The organism is Pseudomonas sp. GW823-FHT05G12, assembly GCF_058795575.1.
The window spans coordinates 4773475-4794996 of sequence record NZ_CM179501.1 but is presented as its reverse complement, the minus strand read 5'-3'; the positions used below and the strand labels follow the sequence as shown (position 1 = coordinate 4794996).

The window sequence follows — 21522 nt, the reverse complement described above, 5'->3', positions numbered from 1 at the left end:
CGAGATGCGCGTAATTCTGCTGGGAGCTCCCGGGGCCGGTAAAGGTACTCAGGCAAAGTTCATCACCGAAAAGTTCGGTATTCCACAGATCTCCACCGGTGACATGCTGCGTGCCGCCGTCAAGGCTGGCACCCCGCTGGGCCTGGAGCTGAAGAAAGTCATGGATGCCGGCCAGCTGGTCTCCGACGAGTTGATCATCAGCCTGGTGAAGGAGCGCATCGCTCAGCCTGATTGCGCCAACGGCTGCCTGTTCGACGGCTTCCCACGCACCATCCCACAGGCCGAAGCCATGGTCGCTGCCGGCGTCGACATCGATGCCGTGGTCGAAATTGCCGTGGACGACGAAGAAATCGTCGGCCGCATGGCTGGCCGCCGCGTGCACCTGGCCTCGGGCCGTACCTACCACATTCAGTACAACCCGCCGAAAGTGGAAGGCAAGGACGACGAGACCGGTGAAGACCTGATCCAGCGTGACGACGACAAGGAAGAAACCGTTCGCCATCGTCTGTCGGTCTACCACAGCCAGACCAAGCCGCTGGTGGATTTCTACCAGAAGCTGTCGGCTGCCAATGGCGGCAAGCCGAAGTACAGCCACATCGAAGGTGTCGGCTCGGTTGAAGCCATCACCGCCAAGGTCCTGGCAGCCCTGAGCTGATCCGGCGCCTGACGCACCTCGACAACGGCCCGCTTGCGGGCCGTTGTCGTTTGTAGGCCGCACAGCGCCCCCTCAGGACACAACGCCGCTGCTGCTCTATACTGCCGCTCTTTTTCATTCGCACCTGGATACCCGTTCGATGACCACCCTGCTGGCCCTGGATACCGCCACCGAAGCCTGTTCCGTCGCGCTGCTGCATGACGGCAAGGTGACCAGCCACTACGAGGTGATCCCGCGCATGCATGCCCAGAAGCTGCTGCCGATGATCAAGCAACTGCTGGCCGACTCTGGCGTGGCACTGAATGCGCTGGATGCCATTGCCTTTGGCCGTGGCCCGGGCGCGTTCACCGGCGTGCGTATTGCCATCGGTGTTGTGCAAGGCCTGGCCTTCGCCCTCGAACGCCCGGTGCTGCCGGTGTCCAACCTGGCCGCTTTGGCCCAGGGTGCATTGCGCGAGCAGGGCGTGCAGCAGGTGGCCGCTGCCATCGATGCGCGCATGGATGAAGTTTACTGGGGCTGCTACCAGGCCACGGCGGGCGAAATGTGCCTGGTCGGCCGTGAAGCCGTATTGCCGCCCGAGCAGGTGGCGCTGCCGGCAGGCAGCAATGGCGAGTGGTTCGGTGCCGGTACCGGGTGGGGCTATGCCGAGCGCCTGGCGGTACAGGTGGCGGCGAGCAACCCGGCTGCCTTGCCCAATGCTCTGGACATTCTCAGCCTGGCCACCTTTGCCTGGGCCCGTGGCGAGGCAATCGTCGCCGAGCAGGCGCAACCGGTTTATCTGCGCGATAATGTAGCCACGCCCAAGAAGCACTGAGTGCTGTTCGTCGGTTATCGCCGAACACGCTAAAACCTTTTGCGCGATCTGTGGTCCAGTTATCACTCAAGCATTAGCGACGGAACCCTGATGCTGCTAAATTGCCATCATTGGTCCTGAGTGCTCATGCCATGCGTATCGACGGTTTCTCATCGCAGTCCTACCCGCTCAAGCGCACCTCGCGCAAAGCAGCGGTGCGTGACGAGGCCATCGACGATGCCGAGGTGATCGAGGAGGCAGAAGCCGCCCCGCAGGAAGCCACCGCCCGCCGCCCTGGTGGTGGCATGCCAGCCCGCCAGCAGGATATGGTTTTCCCTCGCGCCCGTGACCGCCGCACCGCCACCGCACTGGCCAGCTACCTGAGCACTGCCGGCTTTACTGACTGGGACATGGAAGTACTGGGGCTCGACCTGTACATTTGATGGATGAATCCCTCACCACTGCCTTACTTTCTCGGTTGCCCGTCGTGGAGCGAAAACGCCTGGCGCGACTACCTGTACCCCGCTGACGCCAACAGTAATCAAATGCTTGGCTTCTACAGCCAGGTGTTCAACGCCGTCGAAGGCAACACCACTTTCTACGCACGTCCCGCTCCCGGCACCATTGCCCGCTGGGCGCAGGTCATGCCCGAGCACTTTCGCTTCACTGCCAAGTTTCCGCGGGATGTCAGCCATGAGGGCGACCTGCGTGACCAGCTTGAACCTGCCTTCGACTTCACTCGGCTGATGGCCCCGCTGGGCCAGCGCGTATCACCCTACTGGTTGCAGTTGCCGGCCCAGTTCGGCCCGGCGCGCCTGGGTGAGCTTTGTCACTTCCTCGATCAGATCGCCGTGCCCGTGGCTGTGGAAGTGCGCAACCAGGCCTTTTTTGCCAAGGGTGAGGAAGAACGCCTGCTCAATCGCCTGCTGCACGAGCGCGGTGTGGAGCGTATCTGCCTCGACCCGCGTGCGCTGTTCAGTTGTACCTCGCGCGACCCTGCCGTGCTGCATGCGCAGTCGAAGAAGCCCAAGGTGCCTCCGCGGCCGGCAGCCTTCAGCCAGCACCCGCAGGTTCGCTTCATTGGCCATCCTGAACTGGAGGCCAATCACACCTTCCTTAGCCCTTGGGTAGAAAAAGTCGCCGCCTGGATCGAAGAAGGCCGCAATCCCTATATCTTCCTGCACACCTCGGACAATCGCCTGGCTGCGGCGCTGGCCCAGCGCTTCCATCAACGCCTGATGGCACGCCTGCCGGGCCTGGCACCTTTGTCGGAATTGCCGCGCGCCCCTGAGGTCGAACAATTGGGGCTACTCTGACATTTCCCTGACTGCCGGAGGTTGAACCATGGATGTGCAAACCCTGCGAGCTGAGGCCTTCAAGGCGTTACACGAGCGCGACGGCGCGTTCGTCATCCCCAACCCGTGGGATGCCGGCTCCGCCAAGTTGCTCGCCAGCCTGGGTTTCGAGGCGCTGGCGACCACCAGTGCAGGCCTGGCCTTCAGCCTGGGCCGGCCAGACGCCGAAGGCGCCTTGAGCCTGGACGATACACTGGACAATGCCGGCGAGATCGTCGATGCCACCGCGCTGCCGGTGGCCGCCGATCTGGAAAACGGTTTTGGCGACTTGCCCGAAGACTGTGCCCAGACCATTCTGCGTGCCGCCGAAATTGGCCTGGTGGGCGGCTCCATCGAAGATGCCAGTGGCCGCAGTGATGCGCCCATCTATGACTTCGGGTTGGCTGTGGAGCGCGTGCGCGCCGCTGTGCAGGCTGCGCGAAGCCTGCCATTCCCGTTCACCTTGTGCGCCCGGGCAGAAAACCTGCTGCACGGACGCATGGACCTCGACGACACCATCCTGCGCCTGCAAGCCTATGCCGAAGCCGGTGCCGACGTGCTCTACGCGCCTGGGTTGCGCACCGTGGAGGAAGTCCGTGCCGTGGTGCAGGCAGTCGCACCGCGTCCTGTGAATGTGCTGATGGGCATGGCGGGCGTGCCGCTGAGCGTCAACCAGTTGCAGGACCTGGGCGTGCGCCGCGTCAGCGTTGGCTCGTCGCTGGCCCGTGCTGCACTCGGGGCCTTCTACCGGGCGGCGCAGGAAATTCGCGATGAGGGCACGTTCGGCTACGGTGAGCAGGCAATGCCGTTTGCCCAGCTGAACGACCTGTTCCGCCGCTGATGAGGGCATTGCTGGCGCTACTGGCCGGCCTGCTGACGGTGGCCGGCCTGGCCTGGCACTTCGGCTGGCGCCTGCCTGCCACATGGAACCCCTGGGCGCCGCTGGACGTACGCCAGCCGCCCAACCTGCTGACCCCCTACAAACTGTCGCGCCTACGCGATGACCCAACGCTGTGCCGGCAGGCGCTGGAAACCAGCCACCTGCGTTACCGGGCACAAGCCGACAGCCCGGCGTCGGCCAACTGCCCGCTGCAGAACGTATGGCGCATCGAGGGCGGCCAGGCGCGGCTGAGCAGCAGCTTTCTGGCCAGTTGCCCGTTGGCGGTGGCCTATGCACTGTTCGAAAACCATGGCTTGCAGCCGGCGGCGCAGGAAGTGTTTGGGCAACCGGTGACGCAGGTCGATCACCTGGGCAGCTTTGCCTGCCGCAATGTCTACCACCGCAAGCAGGGCCGTTTGAGCCAGCACGCCACGGCCAATGCGCTGGACATCAGCGGATTTCGCCTGAAGGACGGCCAGCGCATTATCCTGGCGCGTGACTGGCAGGCGGGCGGGCAGAAGGCCGAATTCTTGCGTCAGGTGCAGCAGGCCGCTTGCGAGAGCTTCAGCACGGTACTGGGGCCGGATTACAACGCTGCGCACCGCAACCACTTTCACCTGGACATGGGGCGTTGGCAGATCTGTCGTTAGCCTCAGGCGTACGCGCGCACGTTGTTCAGCACCACTGGGCGCGCCCAGTGGATGTCGAACGCCAGGTCATTCTGCTGCTTGGCCAGGGTGGCGTCGTCGAACGGTTCCGGGGCCGGGTCCAGCAGGTTGCTTTCCAGCTCGGCGATGGGCAGGAACAGTGACCGTGGCGTGGGGCCAGGGCCGGGTTCGGCGATCGGCTGACCCTGGCTCATCACCACCGGGCGCAGCCAGCTGTTGTTGATGTCGAGCTGGCGCTGTTGCTCGATCAGTTCCATGGCGCTGAACGGCTCGGGGGCGGGCGGCAGCAGCTTGGCTTCAAGTTCGGCCTTGGGCAGAAACAACGGTTCGGGCGGCGCCACGATGGTGTCGTGCACCGGGCAGGCGCGCTGGGCGTCGATCAAGGCCAGTGCACGGGCGCCGCCGATGGGTTCGCCGCTGTCCTGGTCGTACTGCACGAACGACTGGCTGACGCCGTCTACGGGCTCTTCCTGCTGCTCGGCCATGGCCCGGGCAAAGAAATCCTGCCACAGGTGGCTGACGCCCCCGAGTGCCTGGGTGTTGTGCTGACTGTAGTTGCCGACGGGCGACAAATAGGTCAAGCCGATGGGAAGAGTTTCTGACATGGCAGTCGTGCGCGCTGTGCTCTGGCAGAATAGCGGGATATTGCCTGTATCGGCCGTGGCTGCCGATTCATTAAGGGCTTGGTTTGATTTTTCGGGTGTGAACGATGGAAGAGCAAGGCACGGGTATCAGGGTCGAGGCGATGACAGCTGAGTATGCGCAACAGGCCAGGGCGTGGGCTGAACGCCTGGGCCTGCCGCTGCAGGACGATACCGCCGCCTTCGCGGTGCAGGTGGGCGCCGACGGCTTGCAGATTCAGCAGCTTGGCCCGCAAGCGCCCGGGCCGGTGCGTGTGGACTTCGTCGAAGGCCAGGCTGCGCATCGCCGCCAGTTTGGCGGTGGCAACGGGCAGATGATCGCCAAGGCTGTGGGCATTGCCCAAGGTATCCGGCCGCAGGTACTGGATGCCACGGCGGGGCTGGGCAAGGACGCGTTCGTGCTGGCCAGCCTTGGCTGCCAGATGACCCTGATCGAGCGCCAGCCGCTGATTGCCGCGCTGCTGGAGGACGGCCTGGCGCGGGCGCGAACGGATGAAGAAGTGGGCCCGATTGTCGGGCGCATGCGCCTGCTGACCGGCAACGCCATCGAGCGCATGCGCGCCTGGGAAGGAGAGGCGCCGCAGGTGATCTACCTCGACCCGATGTTCCCGCACCGCGACAAGAGCGCCCTGGTGAAAAAGGAAATGCGTGTGTTCCGGCCTTTGGTGGGCGATGACCCGGATGCCCCGGCGCTGCTTGAAGCCGCCCTGGCGCTGGCCAGCCACCGGGTGGTGGTGAAGCGCCCGCGCAAGGCACCGATCATCGACGGGCCGAAGCCCAGCCACAGCCTGGAAGGCAAGTCGAGCCGGTATGACATTTATCCGAAGAAGGCGTTGAAAGCCTGACGTTTGTGTGGCCTGCCCAGGCTTCTTCGCGGGTAAGTTCGCGAAGAGGCCTGCAAAGATATCCAGGTATCAGGGTTTGAATGCCCTCAAGAACACCCCCACCACCTCGCGCACATGCGCCTCGGCTTCATCGCCTTCCAGCGGCCCCGCACATCCCAGCAGCAACCGGTAATCCGGTGCCCCTTTGACCAGGCAGAAGAAGTGCTCCGCCGCCCTCAAGGGGTTGTCGATGCGCAGCAGCCCGCGCTCATGTGCCCCACGCAGTAGCGCTTCCATGCCTGCGAGCACGCGCTTGGGCCCGGCCTCGTAGAAGTACTCGCCAAAACTCGGGTCCAGGCTGCCCTGGGCCATGATCAGGCGGCTGAGCTTGATCGCTTCGTCACTGCTGATAAGCGCCTGGAAGTTGCGGGCAATCGTCAGCAGCACTTCTTCCACCGGTACCCCCTCGGGATACTCGAACAGCAGGTCAGGCAACTGGATCTGGCAGGTGGCCATGACCGCCGAACAGAACAATGTCTGTTTGTCGGTGAAGTGGCTGTACACGGTGAGCTTTGAAACACCTGCCGCCGCAGCGACCGCATCCATGCTGGTGTTGGCGTAGCCAAGGCTGAGGAACAGGGCCTTGGCCGCTTCGAGGATCGCCTCGCGCTTGGCCAGGTCCTTGGGCCGGCCTGGGCCGATGGGTGCGTCGTTGAGCATTGTGGTCTGCATCTGGTTTAAGAATCCCCATCTTAACGGGTCAGCCGCGATACGGCTAAAACTAGCTCACATTTACCTGCGGCCTGCCAGCGTTCAGTTGATCGACAGGGTGGGCGTTCAGCCGCCGCTTGATTTCACAGGCGCCAGAGGGCTCCAGCCAGGTCGTCGAAAAACCAGCGCATACCCTTCCCGGCATCGTTGCACTGATTTAATATACCAGCCAGTACAAATATTAAATGTGCACTCCGCGAAAGGATTCATCATGTTGCGCCATGCCTTGTCCATCGCTCTGCCCGCCGCCGCTGCCCTGCTTCTGGCGGCGTGTGGTCAGGAAGCCGCCCCACCCGCCGCGCCGCGCCCGGCGCTGGTGGTGCAGCCACAGCCTGCCGAAGCCGCTGCCGACAGTTACCCCGGCGAAGTACGCGCGCGCTTCGAGCCGGAGCTGGCCTTCCGCATTGGCGGCAAGGTCAGCAAGCGTCTGGTGGAGGAGGGGCAGCGGGTCAAGGCCGACCAGCCGCTGGCCGAACTGGACCCGCAGGACGTGCGCCTGCAACTTGAAGCCAACCGCGCCCAGCTGGCGGCTGCCGAGGCCAACCTGGCATTGGTGCGCGCCGAACGCGACCGCTACCAGAAGCTGCTGGAGCGGCAGATGGTCAGCCACTCCCAGTACGACAATGCCGAAAACCTCTACCGTGCAGGCCTTGCCCGTCTGAAGCAGGCCAAGGCCGAGTTCGATGTGGCGGGCAACCAGGCCGAATATGCCGTATTGCGTGCGCCGCAGGCCGGGGTGATCGCCAAGCGCCAGGTTGAAGTGGGCCAGGTGGTCGCCGCCGGGCAGACCGTGTTCACCCTTGCCGCCGATGGCGAGCGAGAAGTGGCCATCGGCCTGCCGGAGCAGCAGTTTGCCCGCTTCGCTGTGGGCCAACCGGTGAGCGTGGAGCTGTGGTCGCACCCGCAGGCGCGTTTCCAGGGGCGCATTCGCGAGCTGTCACCGGCCGCCGACCCGCGCTCGCGCACGTTCGCGGCGCGCATCGCCTTCACCACGGCCGCCGTACCGGCCGAGCTGGGCCAGAGCGCCCGGGTGTTCATCGCCAAGGACGGGCTGATCCCGCTGGCGGTACCGCTGTCGGCAGTGACTGCGGAAAACGGTCAGGCCTATGTCTGGCGGGTGAACAAGGAAAGCCGCCTGGAGCGGGCGACCGTGCGCCTGGGGGCTTATGGCAGCGACAGTGTGCCGGTGCTCGAAGGCCTGGACCCGGGTGACTGGGTGGTTGCCGCTGGTGGCCATGTACTGCGCGAGGGCCAGGAGGTACGCCCCGTGGACCGCAGCAACCGTGTAGTGAACCTGACGGCCAAGGAGTAAGTCCCGATGGGTTTCAACCTTTCTGCCTGGGCGCTGCGCAACCGCCAGATCGTCCTGTTCCTGATGATCCTGCTGGCCGCCATTGGCGCCATGTCGTACACCAAGCTTGGCCAGAGCGAGGACCCGCCATTCACCTTCAAGGCCATGGTCATCCGCACCTTGTGGCCAGGCGCCAGCGCTGAAGAAGTGGCGCGGCAGGTGACCGAGCGCATCGAGAAGAAGCTGATGGAAACCGGTGAGTACGAGAGAATCGTCTCGTTCTCTCGCCCCGGCGAATCGCAGGTTACTTTCATGGCCCGCGACTCGCTGCACTCCAAGGACATCCCCGAGTTGTGGTACCAGATCCGCAAGAAGGTTGCGGACATTCGCCACACCTTGCCGCCGGAGATCCAGGGCCCGTTCTTCAACGACGAGTTCGGCACCACCTTCGGCAATATCTATGCGCTGACTGGCGAAGGCTTTGACTATGCGGTGCTCAAGGACTACGCCGACCGTATCCAGATCCAGCTGCAGCGGGTCAAGGATGTGGGCAAGGTCGAGCTGATCGGCCTGCAGGACGAGAAAGTCTGGATCGAGCTGTCCAACCTCAAGCTGGCCACCCTCGGCGTGCCGCTGGAAGCCGTGCAGAAGGCGTTGCAAGAGCAGAACGCGGTGAGCACCGCCGGTTTCTTCGAGACGCCCAGCGAGCGCTTGCAACTGCGCGTGAGCGGGCGTTTCGACAGTGTCGAGCAGATCCGCCAGTTCCCCATTCGCGTGGGTGATCGCACCTTCCGGATTGGTGATGTCGCCGAGGTGCACCGTGGCTTCAACGACCCACCTGCACCGCGCATGCGCTTCATGGGCGAGGATGCCATTGGCCTGGCGGTGTCGATGAAAGACGGTGGCGACATCCTGGTACTGGGCAAGGCCCTGGAAGGCGAGTTCGAGCGCCTGGCGCATAACCTGCCTGCCGGCATGGCGCTGCGCAAGGTTTCGGATCAACCGGCGGCGGTCAAGGCCGGCGTGGGCGAGTTCGTGCAGGTGCTGGTCGAGGCGTTGGTCATTGTGCTGCTGGTGAGCTTCTTCTCGCTGGGTCTGCGCACTGGCCTGGTGGTGGCGCTGGCCATTCCGCTGGTGTTGGCCATGACCTTTGCCGCCATGCACTACTTCGGCATCGGCCTGCACAAGATTTCCCTTGGCGCGCTGGTGCTGGCCTTGGGCTTGCTGGTGGACGACGCGATCATTGCCGTGGAGATGATGGCGATCAAGATGGAGCAGGGCTATGACCGCCTCAAGGCAGCCAGCTATGCCTGGACGAGTACGGCCTTCCCGATGCTCACCGGTACGCTGATCACGGCAGCAGGCTTTCTGCCGATTGCCACCGCGGCCTCCAGCACGGGCGAATACACCCGGTCGATCTTCCAGGTGGTCACCATCGCTTTGCTGACCTCTTGGGTGGCGGCCGTGGTGTTCGTGCCTTACCTGGGCGAGCGCCTGCTACCCGACCTGGCCAAGCTGCATGCGGCGCGTCATGGCAAGGACGGCCATGCACCAGACCCATACGCCACCCCGTTCTACCAGCGCGTGCGACGGCTGGTGGAGTGGTGCGTACGGCGGCGCAAGACGGTAATCCTGCTGACCATCGCTGCCTTTGTCGGCAGCATCCTGCTGTTCCGCTTCGTACCCCAGCAGTTCTTCCCGGCTTCCGGTCGCCCGGAGCTGATGGTTGACCTGAAGCTGGCCGAAGGCGCCTCGCTGGCCAATACCGCCGAGCGGGTCACGCAGCTGGAGGCGCTGCTCAAGCAGCAGGACGGTATCGACAACTACGTGGCCTATGTGGGCACCGGTTCGCCGCGCTTCTACCTGCCGCTGGACCAGCAACTGCCGGCAGCCAGCTTTGCCCAGTTCGTGGTGCTGGCCAAGTCGATGGAAGACCGCGAGCGCCTGCGCAGTTGGCTGATCAGCACTGTGGACCAGCAGTTCCCCGACCTGCGCGCCCGGGTCACGCGCCTGGAAAACGGCCCGCCTGTGGGCTACCCGGTGCAGTTCCGGGTCACTGGCGAGCATATCGAGAAGGCCCGTGCACTGGCCCGTGAAGTGGCGGACAAGGTGCGCGAGAACCCGCATGTGGTGAACGTGCACCTGGACTGGGAGGAACCCAGCAAGGCGGTGTTCCTCGAAATCGACCAGGACCGCGCCCGTGCGCTGGGCGTGAGCACTTCGCACCTGGCGAGCTTCCTGCAAAGCTCGCTGATCGGCACCACGGTCAGCCAGTACCGCGAGGACAACGAACTGATCGAGATCCTGCTGCGCGGCACCCTCCAGGAGCGCAGCGAGCTGGGCAACCTGGGTAGCCTGGCATTGCCCACCGACAATGGCCAGAGCGTGGCGCTGTCGCAGGTGGCGACCCTGGAGTACGGCTTTGAAGAAGGCATTATCTGGCACCGCAACCGCTTGCCGACGGTGACCGTGCGTGCCGATATCTACGACCAGGAGCAGCCGGCGACGCTGGTGAAGCAGATTCTGCCGACCCTGCAGGAAATCCGCGCCAAGCTGCCCGATGGCTACCTGCTGGAGGTGGGCGGCACGGTGGAGGACTCCGAACGGGGGCAGAAATCGGTGAATGCCGGCATGCCACTGTTCATCGTGGTAGTCCTGAGCTTGCTGATGATCCAGCTGCGCAGTTTCTCGCGCACGGTGATGGTGTTCCTCACCGCGCCGCTGGGGTTGATTGGTGTGACCCTGTTCCTGCTGGTGTTCCGCCAGCCGTTCGGCTTTGTCGCCATGCTTGGCACCATTGCCTTGGCGGGGATGATCATGCGCAACTCGGTGATCCTGGTGGACCAGATCGAGCAGGACATCGCAGCGGGGATGGAGCGCTGGCAGGCGATCATCGAGGCAACGGTGCGGCGCTTCCGGCCGATCGTGCTGACCGCGCTGGCGGCAGTGCTGGCCATGATCCCGTTGTCGCGTAGTGTGTTCTATGGACCGATGGCGGTGGCGATCATGGGTGGGTTGATCGTGGCCACGGTGCTTACACTGCTGTTCCTGCCGGCGTTGTATGCGGCGTGGTTCAGGGTGAAGAAGGGCTGAAGGCCGCAGGGGGAGGGCTTGGCCCTCCCTTCGCGGGTGAACCCGCTCCTACGACGGCCTGTGTCCAACCCCGCCGCCGTGTAGGCGCGGGTTTACCCGCGAATACGGTGGCGGCAGCAACGGTGAGCGGCTGGTGAAAATTGGCCAGCAGGCCCGGCCCTTTCGCGGGTGAACCCGCTCCTACAGCGCGCCGAAGACCTTCTTGGCCAGGCTGGTAGCCGCCGCTGCCGGGTTCTGGCGAATGCTCTGCTCCTGCTTGCCGATCATCTCGAACAGGCCATCCAGCGCCTTCTCGGTCACGTAGTTCTCAATATTGGCGTCATCCTTGACCAGCCCCAGGCCTTTGGCTTGGGCAGCGAAGGCGTTGTACTGCTGGGCCACGCCAACCTTGTCGGTGGCCTGCTTGACGATTGGCAGGAACTTGGCGCGGATCTGCTCGCGGCTGCTCTTGTTCAGGTACTGGGTGGCCGAGTCGTCACCGCCGCTGAGAATGCCCTTGGCATCGGTCACGCTCATGTTCTTCACGGCATCCACCAGAATCGCCTGGGCCTGCGGCACGGCAGCCTCGGCGGCTTTGTTCATGCTGGTTTCCAGGGCTTCGACCTGTTCACCCTTGCCGAACATCTTCATCGCCTTGGCGGCTTTGCCCAGGTTGCCTGGCAGCTCGATGCGCACGTCCGGGTTGTTGCTGAAGCCGCCTGGGGTGCTCAGTTGCTTGACGGCCAGTTGCGCACCTTGGGTCAGGGCATCTTTCAGGCCGCCGGTGGCGTCTTTCTGGCTGAGGTCGCCCAGCGACAGGGCCAGGGCGCTGGCCGACAGCAGCAGGCCGGCGCACAGGGTGGTGAAGCGCAGGGAAGTGCGGATCATGAAGCTTTCCTTGTAAACGGATGAGAACGGGTATCAGCGAACCTGATCTACCTTGATGCGTACCGATTGCGGGTCACTGCCATCGAGCGCGACACCGTGGTGTTCGGTATTGATGAACAGCAACTTGCCATTCAGCTCGATGCGCGCACTCACCGCATAGCGGTGGCCAGGCTTGACCTGCGCGGGGTCATAGGTGAGATGGAACGGCAGCGGCACGTTGCCTTTGACCGGGCCGGCCTGGCGCGCCAGGGTCACGGCAGGGGCGTCCATCAGCGACACATCCTGCAGTTCCACACTCAGGGTGGCTGCAGGCGGCAGGGCAATGCGCTGCAGGTAGAAGACTTCACCGTCCAGGCTGGCCTGGTTGGGTGGGGTTTGGCTGGAGCAGGCTGCAAGCAGGGATGCGCAACACAGCATAAAGAGCTTTTTCATGGAATCTCCGGTGTCCTTGGAGCTGGCTTGTGGCCAACCCCACGGACTTTAGCGGATTTTGCCGACCGATGAACCGTTAGAGGGTCGAAGTTTCCAGCCCGTCGTCACGGTGCAGGGCCACCTGGCGGATCGACAGGCGCAGCTCGGCCGACAGTACTCGCTTGGCCACGCCCTCGGCCAGCTCGCCGAGCTTGTCGTGATAACCCAGCTTGCCTTGCGCGTCGGCGTGCAGCACGCCTTGCTGAAGCAAGGTCTGGATGAAGTGGCGGAACAGCGTCTTGTCGAAGAACTCCGGTGCGTTCAGGCCATGCAGGATCGACAGGCGCTGGGCCATCATCACGCATAGGTCTTCCAGCGCTTCGGCGCTCAGGCTGTTCTGCCCGCTGTTGATCAGCAGCGAGGTTGCCATGTAGAAGCGCTGCAGGGTCTGGGTGATGGTGCGGGCGAGCAGGGTCAGCAACACGAACTGCCGCGAGCTGGGCGCCGGGCGCACGTACAGGTCGTTGTCCTGGCGCAGCAGGCCCTGTTCCACCAGCGCGACCAGCCATTGGTCGATGACCTCGTCCAGCTGTTCTGGCGTCCAGCGCAGGAACAGTTCGGCCTGCAGATAGGGATAAAGCGCATGCACATACTGGCCCAGCAGTTGGCGGCTCATGCGGGAACTGCTGAGGAAGAAGCTGGCCAGCAGCGCCGGCAGGGCGAAGATGTGCAGCACGTTGTTGCGGTAGTAGGTCATCAGCACCGCGTTGCCTTCATCCAGGTAGAGGATGCGGCCCAGGGCGTCCTTCTGCTCGGCCACCAGGTTCATGCTGCGCACATGTTCGATCAGTGCCTGGCCGTCGCCCTCGGGCAGGGTGGTGTGCGGCGAGTAGGGCACTTGGCGCAGCAGCGCCAGGTACAGGTCGAGTACGCGGGTCAGGGCGCGCTCGTCCAGGGCAAGGCGGCTGGTCGACAGCAGTGCCAAGGCCACCAGGTTGACCGGGTTGATGGCGGCCGCCTCGTTGAGGTGGCGGGCCACGGTTTCTCCCAGGCGGGCGGTGGTGGCGTTGAGCCAGTCCGGTCGGTACTGCGGACCGTGATCCTGTTCACGCCAGCCGGGCTGCTGCTGGTCGAGGAAACCAGCCAGGCGGATGGGTTCGCCGAAGTTGACGTAGACCTGGCCAAAGCGCTGCTTGAGTGCACCGAACACCTTGAAGATGTCCAACACCGACTCCTTCTTCTTGCTGGCGCCGCGCAGTTCGCCCAGGTAGGTACGGCCTTCGAGCACGCGTTCGTAGCCGATGTACACCGGCACGAACACGATTGGCGTACGCGACGAGCGCAGGAAGCTGCGCAGGGTAATGGCCAGCATCCCGGTGCGCGGCTGCAACATGCGCCCGGTACGCGAGCGGCCGCCTTCGACGAAGTACTCGACCGGGAAGCCCTTGGTGTACAGGGTGTGCAGGTACTCGTTGAACACTGCCGTGTAAAGCGGGTTGCCCTTGAACGTGCGGCGCATGAAGAAGGCGCCACCACGGCGTAGCAGGTTACCGACCACCGGCATGTTGAGGTTGATGCCCGCAGCCACGTGCGGCGGGGTGAGGCCGTTGCGGAACAGCAGGTACGACAGCAGCAGGTAGTCGATGTGGCTGCGGTGGCATGGCACGTAGATCACTTCATGGCCAGGGGCGATACCCTGCACCTGTTCGATGTGGTTGACCTTGATGCCGTCGTAGATCTTGTTCCAGAACCAGCTGAGCACCACTTCGAGGAAGCGGATGGCGGTATAGGTGTAGTCCGAGGCTATCTCGTTGCCATAGCGCAGTGCCTGGGCCTCGGCTTTGGCCAGCGGCAGGTTCTCGCGCTGAGCTTCGTCGGCAATCGCCTGGCGCACTTGCGGGGCATGGACCAGGCCTTTGACCAGGGTGCGTCGGTGCGAGATGTCCGGGCCGATGACGGCAGTCTTGAGGTTGCGAAAGTGCACGCGCATCAGGCGCTGGGCCATGCGCACGGTGCGCTCGTGGCCTTTGTTGTGCTGCACCAGTTCGCGCAGGTGGATTGGCGCGGAGAACTGTACCCGGGTCTTGCGCCCCAGGATCAGTACGGTCAGCAACCGGCGCAGGCGCCCGGTTACCGCCCAGCTGTCGGCGAACAGCAGCTTCCAGGGGCTGGACTCGCTGGCCGGGGTCTGGCCCCAGAACACGCTGACAGGAATGATCTGCGCATCTTCTTCGGCATGCTGGCTGACGGCAGCCACCAGGCGCTCGAGCGTGGGCGGGGCGCCGCTTTTGTCCTGGCGGCCGAGCCAGTCCGGGTCGGGGGTCAGGTAGAAGAACGCGGCGGGTTCCTGCAGTGGGCCGACGGCTACCGGCAGCACCGGGCGCGGCAGCCCCGCCTTGGTGCACTCGTGGTCGAGCACGGCCAGGTCGGTGAGCGCGGGCGAGGGCAACGCATAGAACACCGGCCGGCTGCGGTCGAGGTTGAGGGTCATGGAAGACTGGTTGATGGTCTCGGAGCGCACCCACAGGTACAACAGGCGACGCAGGCCGCCGAATATCAGGCGGTGCAGGGGGGAACGGGTCATGGGGTGTGTGCCCTGGGTGTGATTTTCAGGTGAGTATTCTGCTATTTAGTCTGCCGTATCGGCGTAAGTTCAGCAAAATTCGGCCAACGACGGGACCGTCATCAATTTTTTTTGTTCTGTGTCATATACTCGGCCTGCCACTTGCAGGATATTTCGGCAAGCGGCGTTGGCACGGGGCAGGTGACCTCGTGCCTGCAAGGCGATCTTCACAATAAAAATCCGGAGTAGTTCAGATGTCGTCTCGTGAGACTGGGAATGTAAAGTGGTTCAACGATGCCAAGGGTTATGGCTTCATTCAGCGCGAAGGTGGTGCGGATGTGTTCGTCCACTATCGGGCGATTCGCGGTGAGGGGCATCGTACCCTGGTCGAAGGGCAGCGGGTGGAGTACGCCTGCGTGCAGGGCCAGAAAGGCCTGCAAGCCGAAGACGTAGTGGGCCTCTGAGCCTCTGGTTTCAAGCCGTAGGAGCGGGCTTGCCCGCGAAGCAGCCACCACGGTGGCTGCCACGGGCATAGCCCGTGTTCGCGGGTAAGCCCGCTCCTACAGAAACGAGCAAGCCTGCCGTTTCATGATGTACGCCAGGTGATTTCCTCTTCACCGTCGGCGCTGATGCGGACCCAGCGGTCAGCATCTTCTTCCCCGTCTTCCTCGACCCAGCCACCCGGCGCGCAGCGCACTTCCACACCCAGCGCGGCAAATGCGGCGCGGGCGCAGGCAACGTCATCGGCCCACGGCGTCTGGTCGCTTTCCAGGTACAGGCTGTTCCATTTCCCTACAGCCTTGGGTAACCAAGTGACCGGAATGTTACCGGCCTGGCATTTGAAGGTATGGCCTTTCTGCTTCCACTCGGTGCACGGGCCGATTGCCTGGGCGAGCCACTCGGCAATCTGCTTGTGGTCGACGTCGGCGTCCTTCAGGTAGATCTCGATATCAGGTTGACGCATAAGGGCTCCGGGTGTGCTCAGTCTTGGCGCACGAAATAGTCATAACGCATGGAAACCGTGACCTCGAACGGCTCGGGCTGGTCGATCACCCGGGCACGTTTTTCGGCGCTGGCGCGCCAGCCGTGTGGGGTCATGGCCAGCAGGTCGGCGCGGGCCTTGGGCGCGGCCAGGCTCAGGCGGAACTCGAGGGTTTCGCTGTGGGCGTGGGCCATGCCTTCAGGGACCAGGGCCAGGTGCTTGTCGTCGGCGTAAGGGCGTACTTCATCGTAGAGCACTTCACGCAGTTCCATCAGGTGGCCGCTGGTCGGGCCGACCCGCATCAGGCCGCCGCCGGGGCTGAGCAAGCGCTTGGCCTCGGCCCAGTCCAGCGGGCTGAAAACGCTGGCGATGAACTGGCAGCTGGCGTCGGTCAGCGGCACGCGGGCCATGCTGGCGACCATCCAGGTGACCGCCGGTGCTCGGCGGCAGGCACGCTTGACCGCTTCACGGGAGATGTCCAGCGCATAGCCGTCGGCGGCCGGCAAGGCCTGGGCGATCTGTGCGGTGTAGTAACCCTCGCCGCAGCCGATGTCCAGCCAGGCGCCAGGCTGGCGTTCGGCGGCCAGCTCGGCCAGGCGGCGGGCGACTGGCGCGTAATGGCCGGCGTCGAGAAAGTCGCGGCGTGCCTCGACCATCGCCTGGTTGTCACCGGGGTCGCGGCTGTTCTTGTGCTGCACCGGCAGCAGGTTCAGGTAACCCTGGCGGGCGCGGTCGAAGCGGTGGCCGGCCGGGCACACCACTCCATTGTCGAGCCGGCTCAGCGGCGCCTGGCAAAGCGGGCAGGCAAGCATCAGGCGAGCAACCGGACCAGGGTCTGGTAGTAGATTTCGGTCAGCAGATCGAGGTCGCTGGCCAGGATCCGCTCGTCAACCTGGTGGATGGTGGCGTTGACCGGGCCGAGTTCGACCACCTGGGTGCCCATGGTTGCGATGAAGCGGCCATCGGAGGTACCGCCGCTGGTGGAGGGCTGGGTATCGTGACCGGTGACGCCCTTGATGCTGGCCGCCACGGCGTCGAGCAGCTCGCCTGGTTCGGTCAGGAACGGCAGGCCCGACAGTGCCCAGTCGACCGACCAGTCCAGTTCATGCTTGTCGAGAATCGCCGACACTCGGGCCTGCAGGCCTTCGACGGTGGACTCGGTAGAGAAGCGGAAGTTGAACAGCGCGGTCAGCTCGCCCGGGACCACGTTGGTGGCGCCGGTGCCGGAATTGAGGTTGGAGATCTGGAAGCTGGTTGGCGGGAAGAACGCATTGCCTTCGTCCCAGTGCTCGGCAGCCAGTTCCGCCAGGGCCGGGGCGGCCAGATGGATCGGGTTGCGCGCCAGGTGCGGGTAGGCCACATGGCCCTGTTTGCCGCGTATGGTCAGCTTGGCGCCCAGCGAACCGCGGCGACCGTTCTTGACCACGTCACCCAGCAAGGTGGTGCTGGACGGTTCGCCGACGATGCACCAGTCCAGGCGCTCGTTGCGCGCTTTCAGGCGCTCGACCACCGCTTTGGTGCCGTGGTGGGCGGGGCCTTCCTCGTCGCTGGTGATCAGAAACGCGACCTTGCCGCGGTGGTTCGGGTAGTCCTGCACGAAGCGCTCGCTGGCGATCACCATGGACGCCAGGCTGCCCTTCATGTCGGCGGCGCCACGGCCGCAGAGCATGCCGTCGGCGTCGATCAGCGCCTCGAACGGTTCATGCTGCCATTGCTGGACCGGGCCGGTAGGCACCACGTCGGTGTGGCCGGCAAAACACAGTACCGGGCCGTCCTGGCTGCCGTGGGTGGCCCAGAAGTTGTCGACGTCTTCAATGCGCATCGGCTCCAGCTGGAAACCGACGGCGCCCAGACGGTTCATCATCTGCGCCTGGCAATCGGCGTCGACGGGGGTGACCGAGGGGCGACGGATCAGGTCGCAGGCCAGTTGAAGGGTAGGCGAGAGCTCGGCAGGGGCCGTCATGGGGGACTCCGGGGCAAGGCAAGGCGGGGAAATCTGAGGGGCGTTATCTTATATCAAATGGTTTCGGGCAGCACGGCCCATTCGCGGGCACGCCCGCTCCCACAGGTACTGCACAGCTCTGAACGCCTGTGCCAAGCACGTGGGAGCGGGCGTGCCCGCGAATGGGCTGCACAGGTCAGCCCAGGCAACTTCAAGCCTGCTGCGCTTCGGCAGCCTTTTCTGCGGGCTTGGGCAGCGACGACAGGAACGCCATCACCAGCGCTGCCACATAAGGCAACGACTGCACCAGCAACATCGCCACCCAGAAGCGCATGTCCGAACTCGGCAGCCCCTGCACCAGGTAGATACCCAACGCCGCGCCCCACAGCAGCACCATGATGAACAGCTCTTCACGGGCTTCGGAAATCGCCACCAGCAACCCATGGCTGTCAGCGTTCTTCGGCGTGCGGAAGAACGGCATGCTGCTGGTGAAGAAACCATACAGTACCGCCTTGGCGATGGTGTGCGACAGTGCCAGCCCGGCCAGCGCAGCTGCGAAGGCATCCTTGAGGTTCACCCCCACCGCTCGGCGGTACAGGAAGATGATCTTGCCGACCTTGAAGAAGAACAGCGCCAGCGGCGGGATGGCGAAGATCATCAGGGGCGGATCGACCCGATGCGGCACGATGATCATCGCCGCTGACCACAACAGCGCGCCGATGGTGAAGAAGATGTTCATGCCATCGGCGATCCACGGTAGCCAGCCGGCCAGGAAGTGGTAGCGCTGGCCACGGGTCAGCTCGCTGCCTTTGCCGCGCAGCAGCGCGCCGGCGTGGTGCTTGATGATCTGGATGGCGCCGTAGGCCCAGCGGAAGCGTTGTTTCTTGAAGTCAATGAAGGTGTCGGGCATCAGGCCCTTGCCGTAGCTGTTGTGGGCGTAGGCGGCGGACAGGCCTTTCTCGAACACGCGCAGGCCCAGTTCGGCGTCCTCGCAGATGCACCACTCGGCCCAGCCCAGTTCTTCCAGCACACTGCGCCGGGTCATGGTCATGGTGCCGTGCTGGATGATCGCGTCACGGTCGTTGCGGGTGACCATACCGATGTGGAAGAAGCCCTTGTATTCGCTGTAGCACAGCTTCTTGAAGGCGCTTTCGTGCTGGTCGCGGTAATCCTGCGGTGACTGCACCACGGCAATTTTCGGGTCGGCGAAGTGCGGCACCATGTGCTTGAGCCAGTTGCGGTCGACGCAGTAGTCCGAGTCGATTACCGCGATCACTTCGGCGTCCTTTGCCGTGTGCGGGATCAGGTAATTCAGCGCGCCACCCTTGAAGCCGGCCAGTGGCGCGACGTGGAAGAACTTGAAGCGCTCGCCAAGCTTCTCGCAGTGGGCCTTGAGCGGCTCCCAAACGGCCGGGTCCTTGGTGTTGTTGTCGATCACCAGCACTTCGTAGTCGGGGTAGTCCAGGGCGGCCAGGGCGTCCAGGGTCTGTTTCACCATCTCAGGTGGCTCGTTGTAGCACGGCACATGCACCGACACCTTGGGCCGGTAGGCAGTGTCGGCCTGCACGGGCAGGAACTCGCGGCGGCGCTTGTGTATCCAGACCGCCTCGGCCAGTTCGTGGGCCTCGGTGAGCAGCACGATGAACACGCCCAGCGCGCCGAGGGCCAGCAGCACGCCCACGGTCAGGCTGAACCAGGTGCTGTATTGCTGGCTGTAGTCGTAGGCGATCCACACCAGTACCGACCCGCACAGGAAGGTGATGAACGTCAGGAAGGTACGGCCACGCTGGCGCAGGGCCGAGCCATCGATGAACAGCACCATCAAGGCGATCATTGCCAGCACCACCGACGCCACTGCCAGGGCCCGCCACTGCGGGATCGCCACCACGGGGCCGTCGAAGTTGAACTTCTGCTGGCGCTCGGCGTTGTAGACGCCCCAGTAGGCGCCTACCGAACCTTCGTCGCTGGCCTTCCAGGGTTGGTCATAGGCTTCAATGACAAAGTAGTTGTAGCCACGGCGGTTGAGGGTGTTGACCAGGGTGCGCAAGTAGATGGCCTGGTCGGCCTGTGTGGCATCGGCACCACCGCGCATGCGGCCGTTGCTCGGCCAGCCGACTTCCGACAGCAGCAGGGGTTTGCGCGGGAACTGGTGCTTCAGTTCACGGGCGCGGTCGAGGACGAACTCGACCGAATCCTTCATCGGCACGAACTCCCAGTAGGGCAGGATGTGCGCGGCAATCAGGTCGACGTGCCTGGCCAGCTCAGGATGTTCCTTCCAGATGTGCCATTGTTCACTGGTGGTCACGGGCACCTTCACGGCTGCGCGTACCCGGTCCAGGTATTTGATCAGGTTTTCCGGTGTGACCTCTTCACGGAACAGCGCTTCGTTGCCGACCACTACCCGCACCACGCTGCGCGACGTGTTGGCCAGTTGGATGGCCGTGGCGATTTCGCGCTCGTTGCGCTCCAGGTCCGGGCTGATCCATATCCCCAGCGTCACCCGCAGGCCGAACTCCTCGGCCAGGCGCGGGATGTCGGCCTGGGTGCCTTCCACGGTATAGATACGGATGCTGTCGGTCAGTTTGCTCAGTTGCTCCAGGTCCTGGCGCATTTCGTCGTCAGTGGGGTACTGACCCTTCTGTGGGCTTTCGCCCAGGCGGAACGGCGAATACGAAAAGCCAGAGATCTGTTCTGGCCAGGCGGGGGCGGAGACCGGGCGGTTGATCAGTGCCCAGAACCCGGTGAACAGTGCGGCGATGGCCAGCACCACTACCAGGTTCAGGCCGAATTTACGTGAAGACATCGTCGTCCATTCATGTGGAAGTGATAGGACATTAAAGCAGGGTTGGCAGTCTCTTTCCTAACGATGCAGGCCAAGGGCTCACTGGCATATAATGCGCGCCGGTTTTTTGGGGTATGAACATGAGCACAGAAGATCCACGCTTTGCCGGCGTTGCCCGGTTGTATGGCGACCAGGGGCTGCAACGTCTGGGCCAGGCCCATGTGGCTGTGGTCGGTATTGGCGGGGTGGGCTCGTGGGTGGCCGAAGCACTGGCACGCAGCGGCGTGGGCGAGATCACCCTGTTCGACCTGGACGATGTCTGCGTCAGCAACACCAACCGCCAGGCCCATGCGCTGGAAGGGCAGGTGGGGCGGCCCAAGGTCGAGGTCATGGCCGAGCGCCTGCGGGCGATCAACCCGGCGTGCACGGTGCATGCGGTGGCCGACTTCGTCACCCGCGAGACCATGGCCGAGTACATCACCGAGCACCTCGACTGCGTGATCGACTGCATCGACAGCGTCATGGCCAAGGCGGCGCTGATCGCCTGGTGTCGGCGACGCAAGATTGCCATTGTTACTACCGGTGGCGCGGGTGGGCAGATCGATCCGACGCAGATCCAGATCGCCGACCTGAACAAGACCTTCAATGACCCATTGGCTTCGCGGGTGCGTTCCACCTTGCGCCGCGACTACAACTTCTCGCGTAATGTCAGCCGCAACTATGGCGTGCCGTGCGTGTTCTCCAGTGAACAGCTGCGTTACCCCAAGGGCGACGGCAGCGTTTGCCTGCAGAAAAGCTTCGTGGGTGAGGGCGTGCGGCTGGACTGCTCGGGTGGCTTTGGTGCGGTGATGATGGTGACCGCGACCTTTGGCATGGTAGCGGCGAGCAAGGCGATAGAAAAACTGGTGGCTGGAGCGCGCCGGCCGTCGGAACGGGTCAAGCCTGAATAAGACCGCGTGGGTTTCTTCGCGGGCCTGCCCGCTCACACAGATACTGCATCTCTATCAAGCATGATGCCGTATCTG

General features: G+C 64.0%; 20 protein-coding genes. 11 read left to right on the top strand and 9 right to left on the bottom strand.

The genetic code is table 11. From position 1 onward, the window contains the following. The first annotated feature begins 4 nt into the window (after nucleotides 1-4). The 6 genes from adk (at nucleotide 5) to AC3RCM_RS21890 (ending at nucleotide 4312) form a co-directional block, all read left to right on the top strand. A complete protein-coding gene (gene adk, locus AC3RCM_RS21915) occupies nucleotides 5-655 on the top strand; it encodes an adenylate kinase (RefSeq protein ID WP_004575467.1) in 651 nt (216 codons plus the stop codon). Between the two features lie 139 nt (nucleotides 656-794). Next, nucleotides 795-1469 carry a tRNA (adenosine(37)-N6)-threonylcarbamoyltransferase complex dimerization subunit type 1 TsaB gene (gene tsaB / locus AC3RCM_RS21910; protein WP_014592162.1) on the top strand — a complete coding sequence of 225 codons (675 nt, stop codon included), beginning with the start codon at nucleotides 795-797 and terminating at the stop codon, nucleotides 1467-1469. Between the two features lie 131 nt (nucleotides 1470-1600). Continuing rightward, nucleotides 1601-1891 carry a hypothetical protein gene (locus tag AC3RCM_RS21905; RefSeq protein WP_064491439.1) on the top strand — a complete coding sequence of 97 codons (291 nt, stop codon included), beginning with the start codon at nucleotides 1601-1603 and terminating at the stop codon, nucleotides 1889-1891. A 3-nt stretch (nucleotides 1892-1894) separates the two neighbouring features. Then, nucleotides 1895-2764 (top strand): DUF72 domain-containing protein, encoded by an 870-nt coding sequence (locus tag AC3RCM_RS21900; RefSeq protein ID WP_318081663.1) that lies wholly within the window; start codon nucleotides 1895-1897, stop codon nucleotides 2762-2764. Between the two features lie 28 nt (nucleotides 2765-2792). After that, nucleotides 2793-3623, top strand: a complete 831-nt coding sequence (locus tag AC3RCM_RS21895; protein ID WP_014592159.1) for an isocitrate lyase/PEP mutase family protein — start codon at nucleotides 2793-2795, stop codon at nucleotides 3621-3623. Then, nucleotides 3623-4312 (top strand): extensin-like domain-containing protein, encoded by a 690-nt coding sequence (locus tag AC3RCM_RS21890; protein WP_014592158.1) that lies wholly within the window; start codon nucleotides 3623-3625, stop codon nucleotides 4310-4312. The genes AC3RCM_RS21895 and AC3RCM_RS21890 overlap by 1 nt, the downstream gene beginning before the upstream one ends. Nucleotides 4313-4314: 2 nt before the next feature. On the opposite strand, the gene AC3RCM_RS21885 is transcribed toward AC3RCM_RS21890, so the two are convergent. Next, entirely contained in the window at nucleotides 4315-4935 is a 621-nt protein-coding gene (locus AC3RCM_RS21885) for a hypothetical protein (protein WP_020192465.1), read from the bottom strand. A 104-nt stretch (nucleotides 4936-5039) separates the two neighbouring features. On the opposite strand from AC3RCM_RS21885, the gene AC3RCM_RS21880 reads away from it, so the two are divergent. Next, the gene (locus tag AC3RCM_RS21880; RefSeq protein WP_064491435.1) at nucleotides 5040-5816 is read left to right on the top strand and encodes a class I SAM-dependent methyltransferase; all 777 of its coding nucleotides are present in this window, start codon (nucleotides 5040-5042) and stop codon (nucleotides 5814-5816) included. Between the two features lie 69 nt (nucleotides 5817-5885). Here AC3RCM_RS21880 and AC3RCM_RS21875 read toward each other — a convergent pair whose 3' ends face one another. Beyond that, complete coding sequence (locus AC3RCM_RS21875) at nucleotides 5886-6527, bottom strand: TetR/AcrR family transcriptional regulator (RefSeq protein WP_064491434.1); 642 nt, start codon at nucleotides 6525-6527, stop codon at nucleotides 5886-5888. A 250-nt stretch (nucleotides 6528-6777) separates the two neighbouring features. Between AC3RCM_RS21875 and AC3RCM_RS21870 the strand changes: the two genes are divergently transcribed. Further along, nucleotides 6778-7878, top strand: coding sequence for an efflux RND transporter periplasmic adaptor subunit (locus AC3RCM_RS21870; RefSeq protein ID WP_010952607.1), 1101 nt, complete (start codon nucleotides 6778-6780; stop codon nucleotides 7876-7878). A 6-nt stretch (nucleotides 7879-7884) separates the two neighbouring features. Next, the gene (locus AC3RCM_RS21865) at nucleotides 7885-10950 is read left to right on the top strand and encodes an efflux RND transporter permease subunit (protein WP_198747640.1); all 3066 of its coding nucleotides are present in this window, start codon (nucleotides 7885-7887) and stop codon (nucleotides 10948-10950) included. A gap of 180 nt (nucleotides 10951-11130) precedes the next feature. Here AC3RCM_RS21865 and AC3RCM_RS21860 read toward each other — a convergent pair whose 3' ends face one another. The 3 genes from AC3RCM_RS21860 to plsB form a co-directional block, all read right to left on the bottom strand. Continuing rightward, on the bottom strand, nucleotides 11131-11817 hold the full coding sequence (locus AC3RCM_RS21860) for a DUF4197 domain-containing protein (protein ID WP_003252248.1): 687 nt from the start codon (nucleotides 11815-11817) through the stop codon (nucleotides 11131-11133). Nucleotides 11818-11850: 33 nt separating this feature from the next. Then, on the bottom strand, nucleotides 11851-12249 hold the full coding sequence (locus AC3RCM_RS21855; protein WP_003252249.1) for a YbaY family lipoprotein: 399 nt from the start codon (nucleotides 12247-12249) through the stop codon (nucleotides 11851-11853). A gap of 76 nt (nucleotides 12250-12325) precedes the next feature. Beyond that, nucleotides 12326-14812, bottom strand: a complete 2487-nt coding sequence (gene plsB, locus AC3RCM_RS21850) for a glycerol-3-phosphate 1-O-acyltransferase PlsB (RefSeq protein WP_180689358.1) — start codon at nucleotides 14810-14812, stop codon at nucleotides 12326-12328. Between the two features lie 233 nt (nucleotides 14813-15045). On the opposite strand from plsB, the gene AC3RCM_RS21845 reads away from it, so the two are divergent. Continuing rightward, nucleotides 15046-15255: a cold-shock protein gene (locus tag AC3RCM_RS21845; RefSeq protein ID WP_003252255.1), complete on the top strand. Its 210-nt coding sequence runs from the start codon at nucleotides 15046-15048 to the stop codon at nucleotides 15253-15255. A gap of 122 nt (nucleotides 15256-15377) precedes the next feature. Here AC3RCM_RS21845 and AC3RCM_RS21840 read toward each other — a convergent pair whose 3' ends face one another. The 4 genes from AC3RCM_RS21840 to AC3RCM_RS21825 all read right to left on the bottom strand — a co-directional run bounded on the left by AC3RCM_RS21840 (nucleotide 15378) and on the right by AC3RCM_RS21825 (nucleotide 20518). Then, nucleotides 15378-15755 (bottom strand): hypothetical protein, encoded by a 378-nt coding sequence (locus AC3RCM_RS21840; RefSeq protein WP_010952612.1) that lies wholly within the window; start codon nucleotides 15753-15755, stop codon nucleotides 15378-15380. Between the two features lie 17 nt (nucleotides 15756-15772). Further along, nucleotides 15773-16585, bottom strand: coding sequence for a putative RNA methyltransferase (locus AC3RCM_RS21835; RefSeq protein WP_003252259.1), 813 nt, complete (start codon nucleotides 16583-16585; stop codon nucleotides 15773-15775). Further along, nucleotides 16585-17736, bottom strand: coding sequence for a succinyl-diaminopimelate desuccinylase (dapE, locus tag AC3RCM_RS21830; protein ID WP_492629135.1), 1152 nt, complete (start codon nucleotides 17734-17736; stop codon nucleotides 16585-16587). The genes AC3RCM_RS21835 and dapE overlap by 1 nt, the downstream gene beginning before the upstream one ends. 190 nt (nucleotides 17737-17926) lie before the next feature. Then, on the bottom strand, nucleotides 17927-20518 hold the full coding sequence (locus AC3RCM_RS21825) for a glycosyltransferase (RefSeq protein WP_104887129.1): 2592 nt from the start codon (nucleotides 20516-20518) through the stop codon (nucleotides 17927-17929). 119 nt (nucleotides 20519-20637) lie between these two features. On the opposite strand from AC3RCM_RS21825, the gene tcdA reads away from it, so the two are divergent. Further along, on the top strand, nucleotides 20638-21447 hold the full coding sequence (gene tcdA, locus AC3RCM_RS21820) for a tRNA cyclic N6-threonylcarbamoyladenosine(37) synthase TcdA (RefSeq protein WP_162490563.1): 810 nt from the start codon (nucleotides 20638-20640) through the stop codon (nucleotides 21445-21447). Nucleotides 21448-21522: the final 75 nt, after the last annotated feature.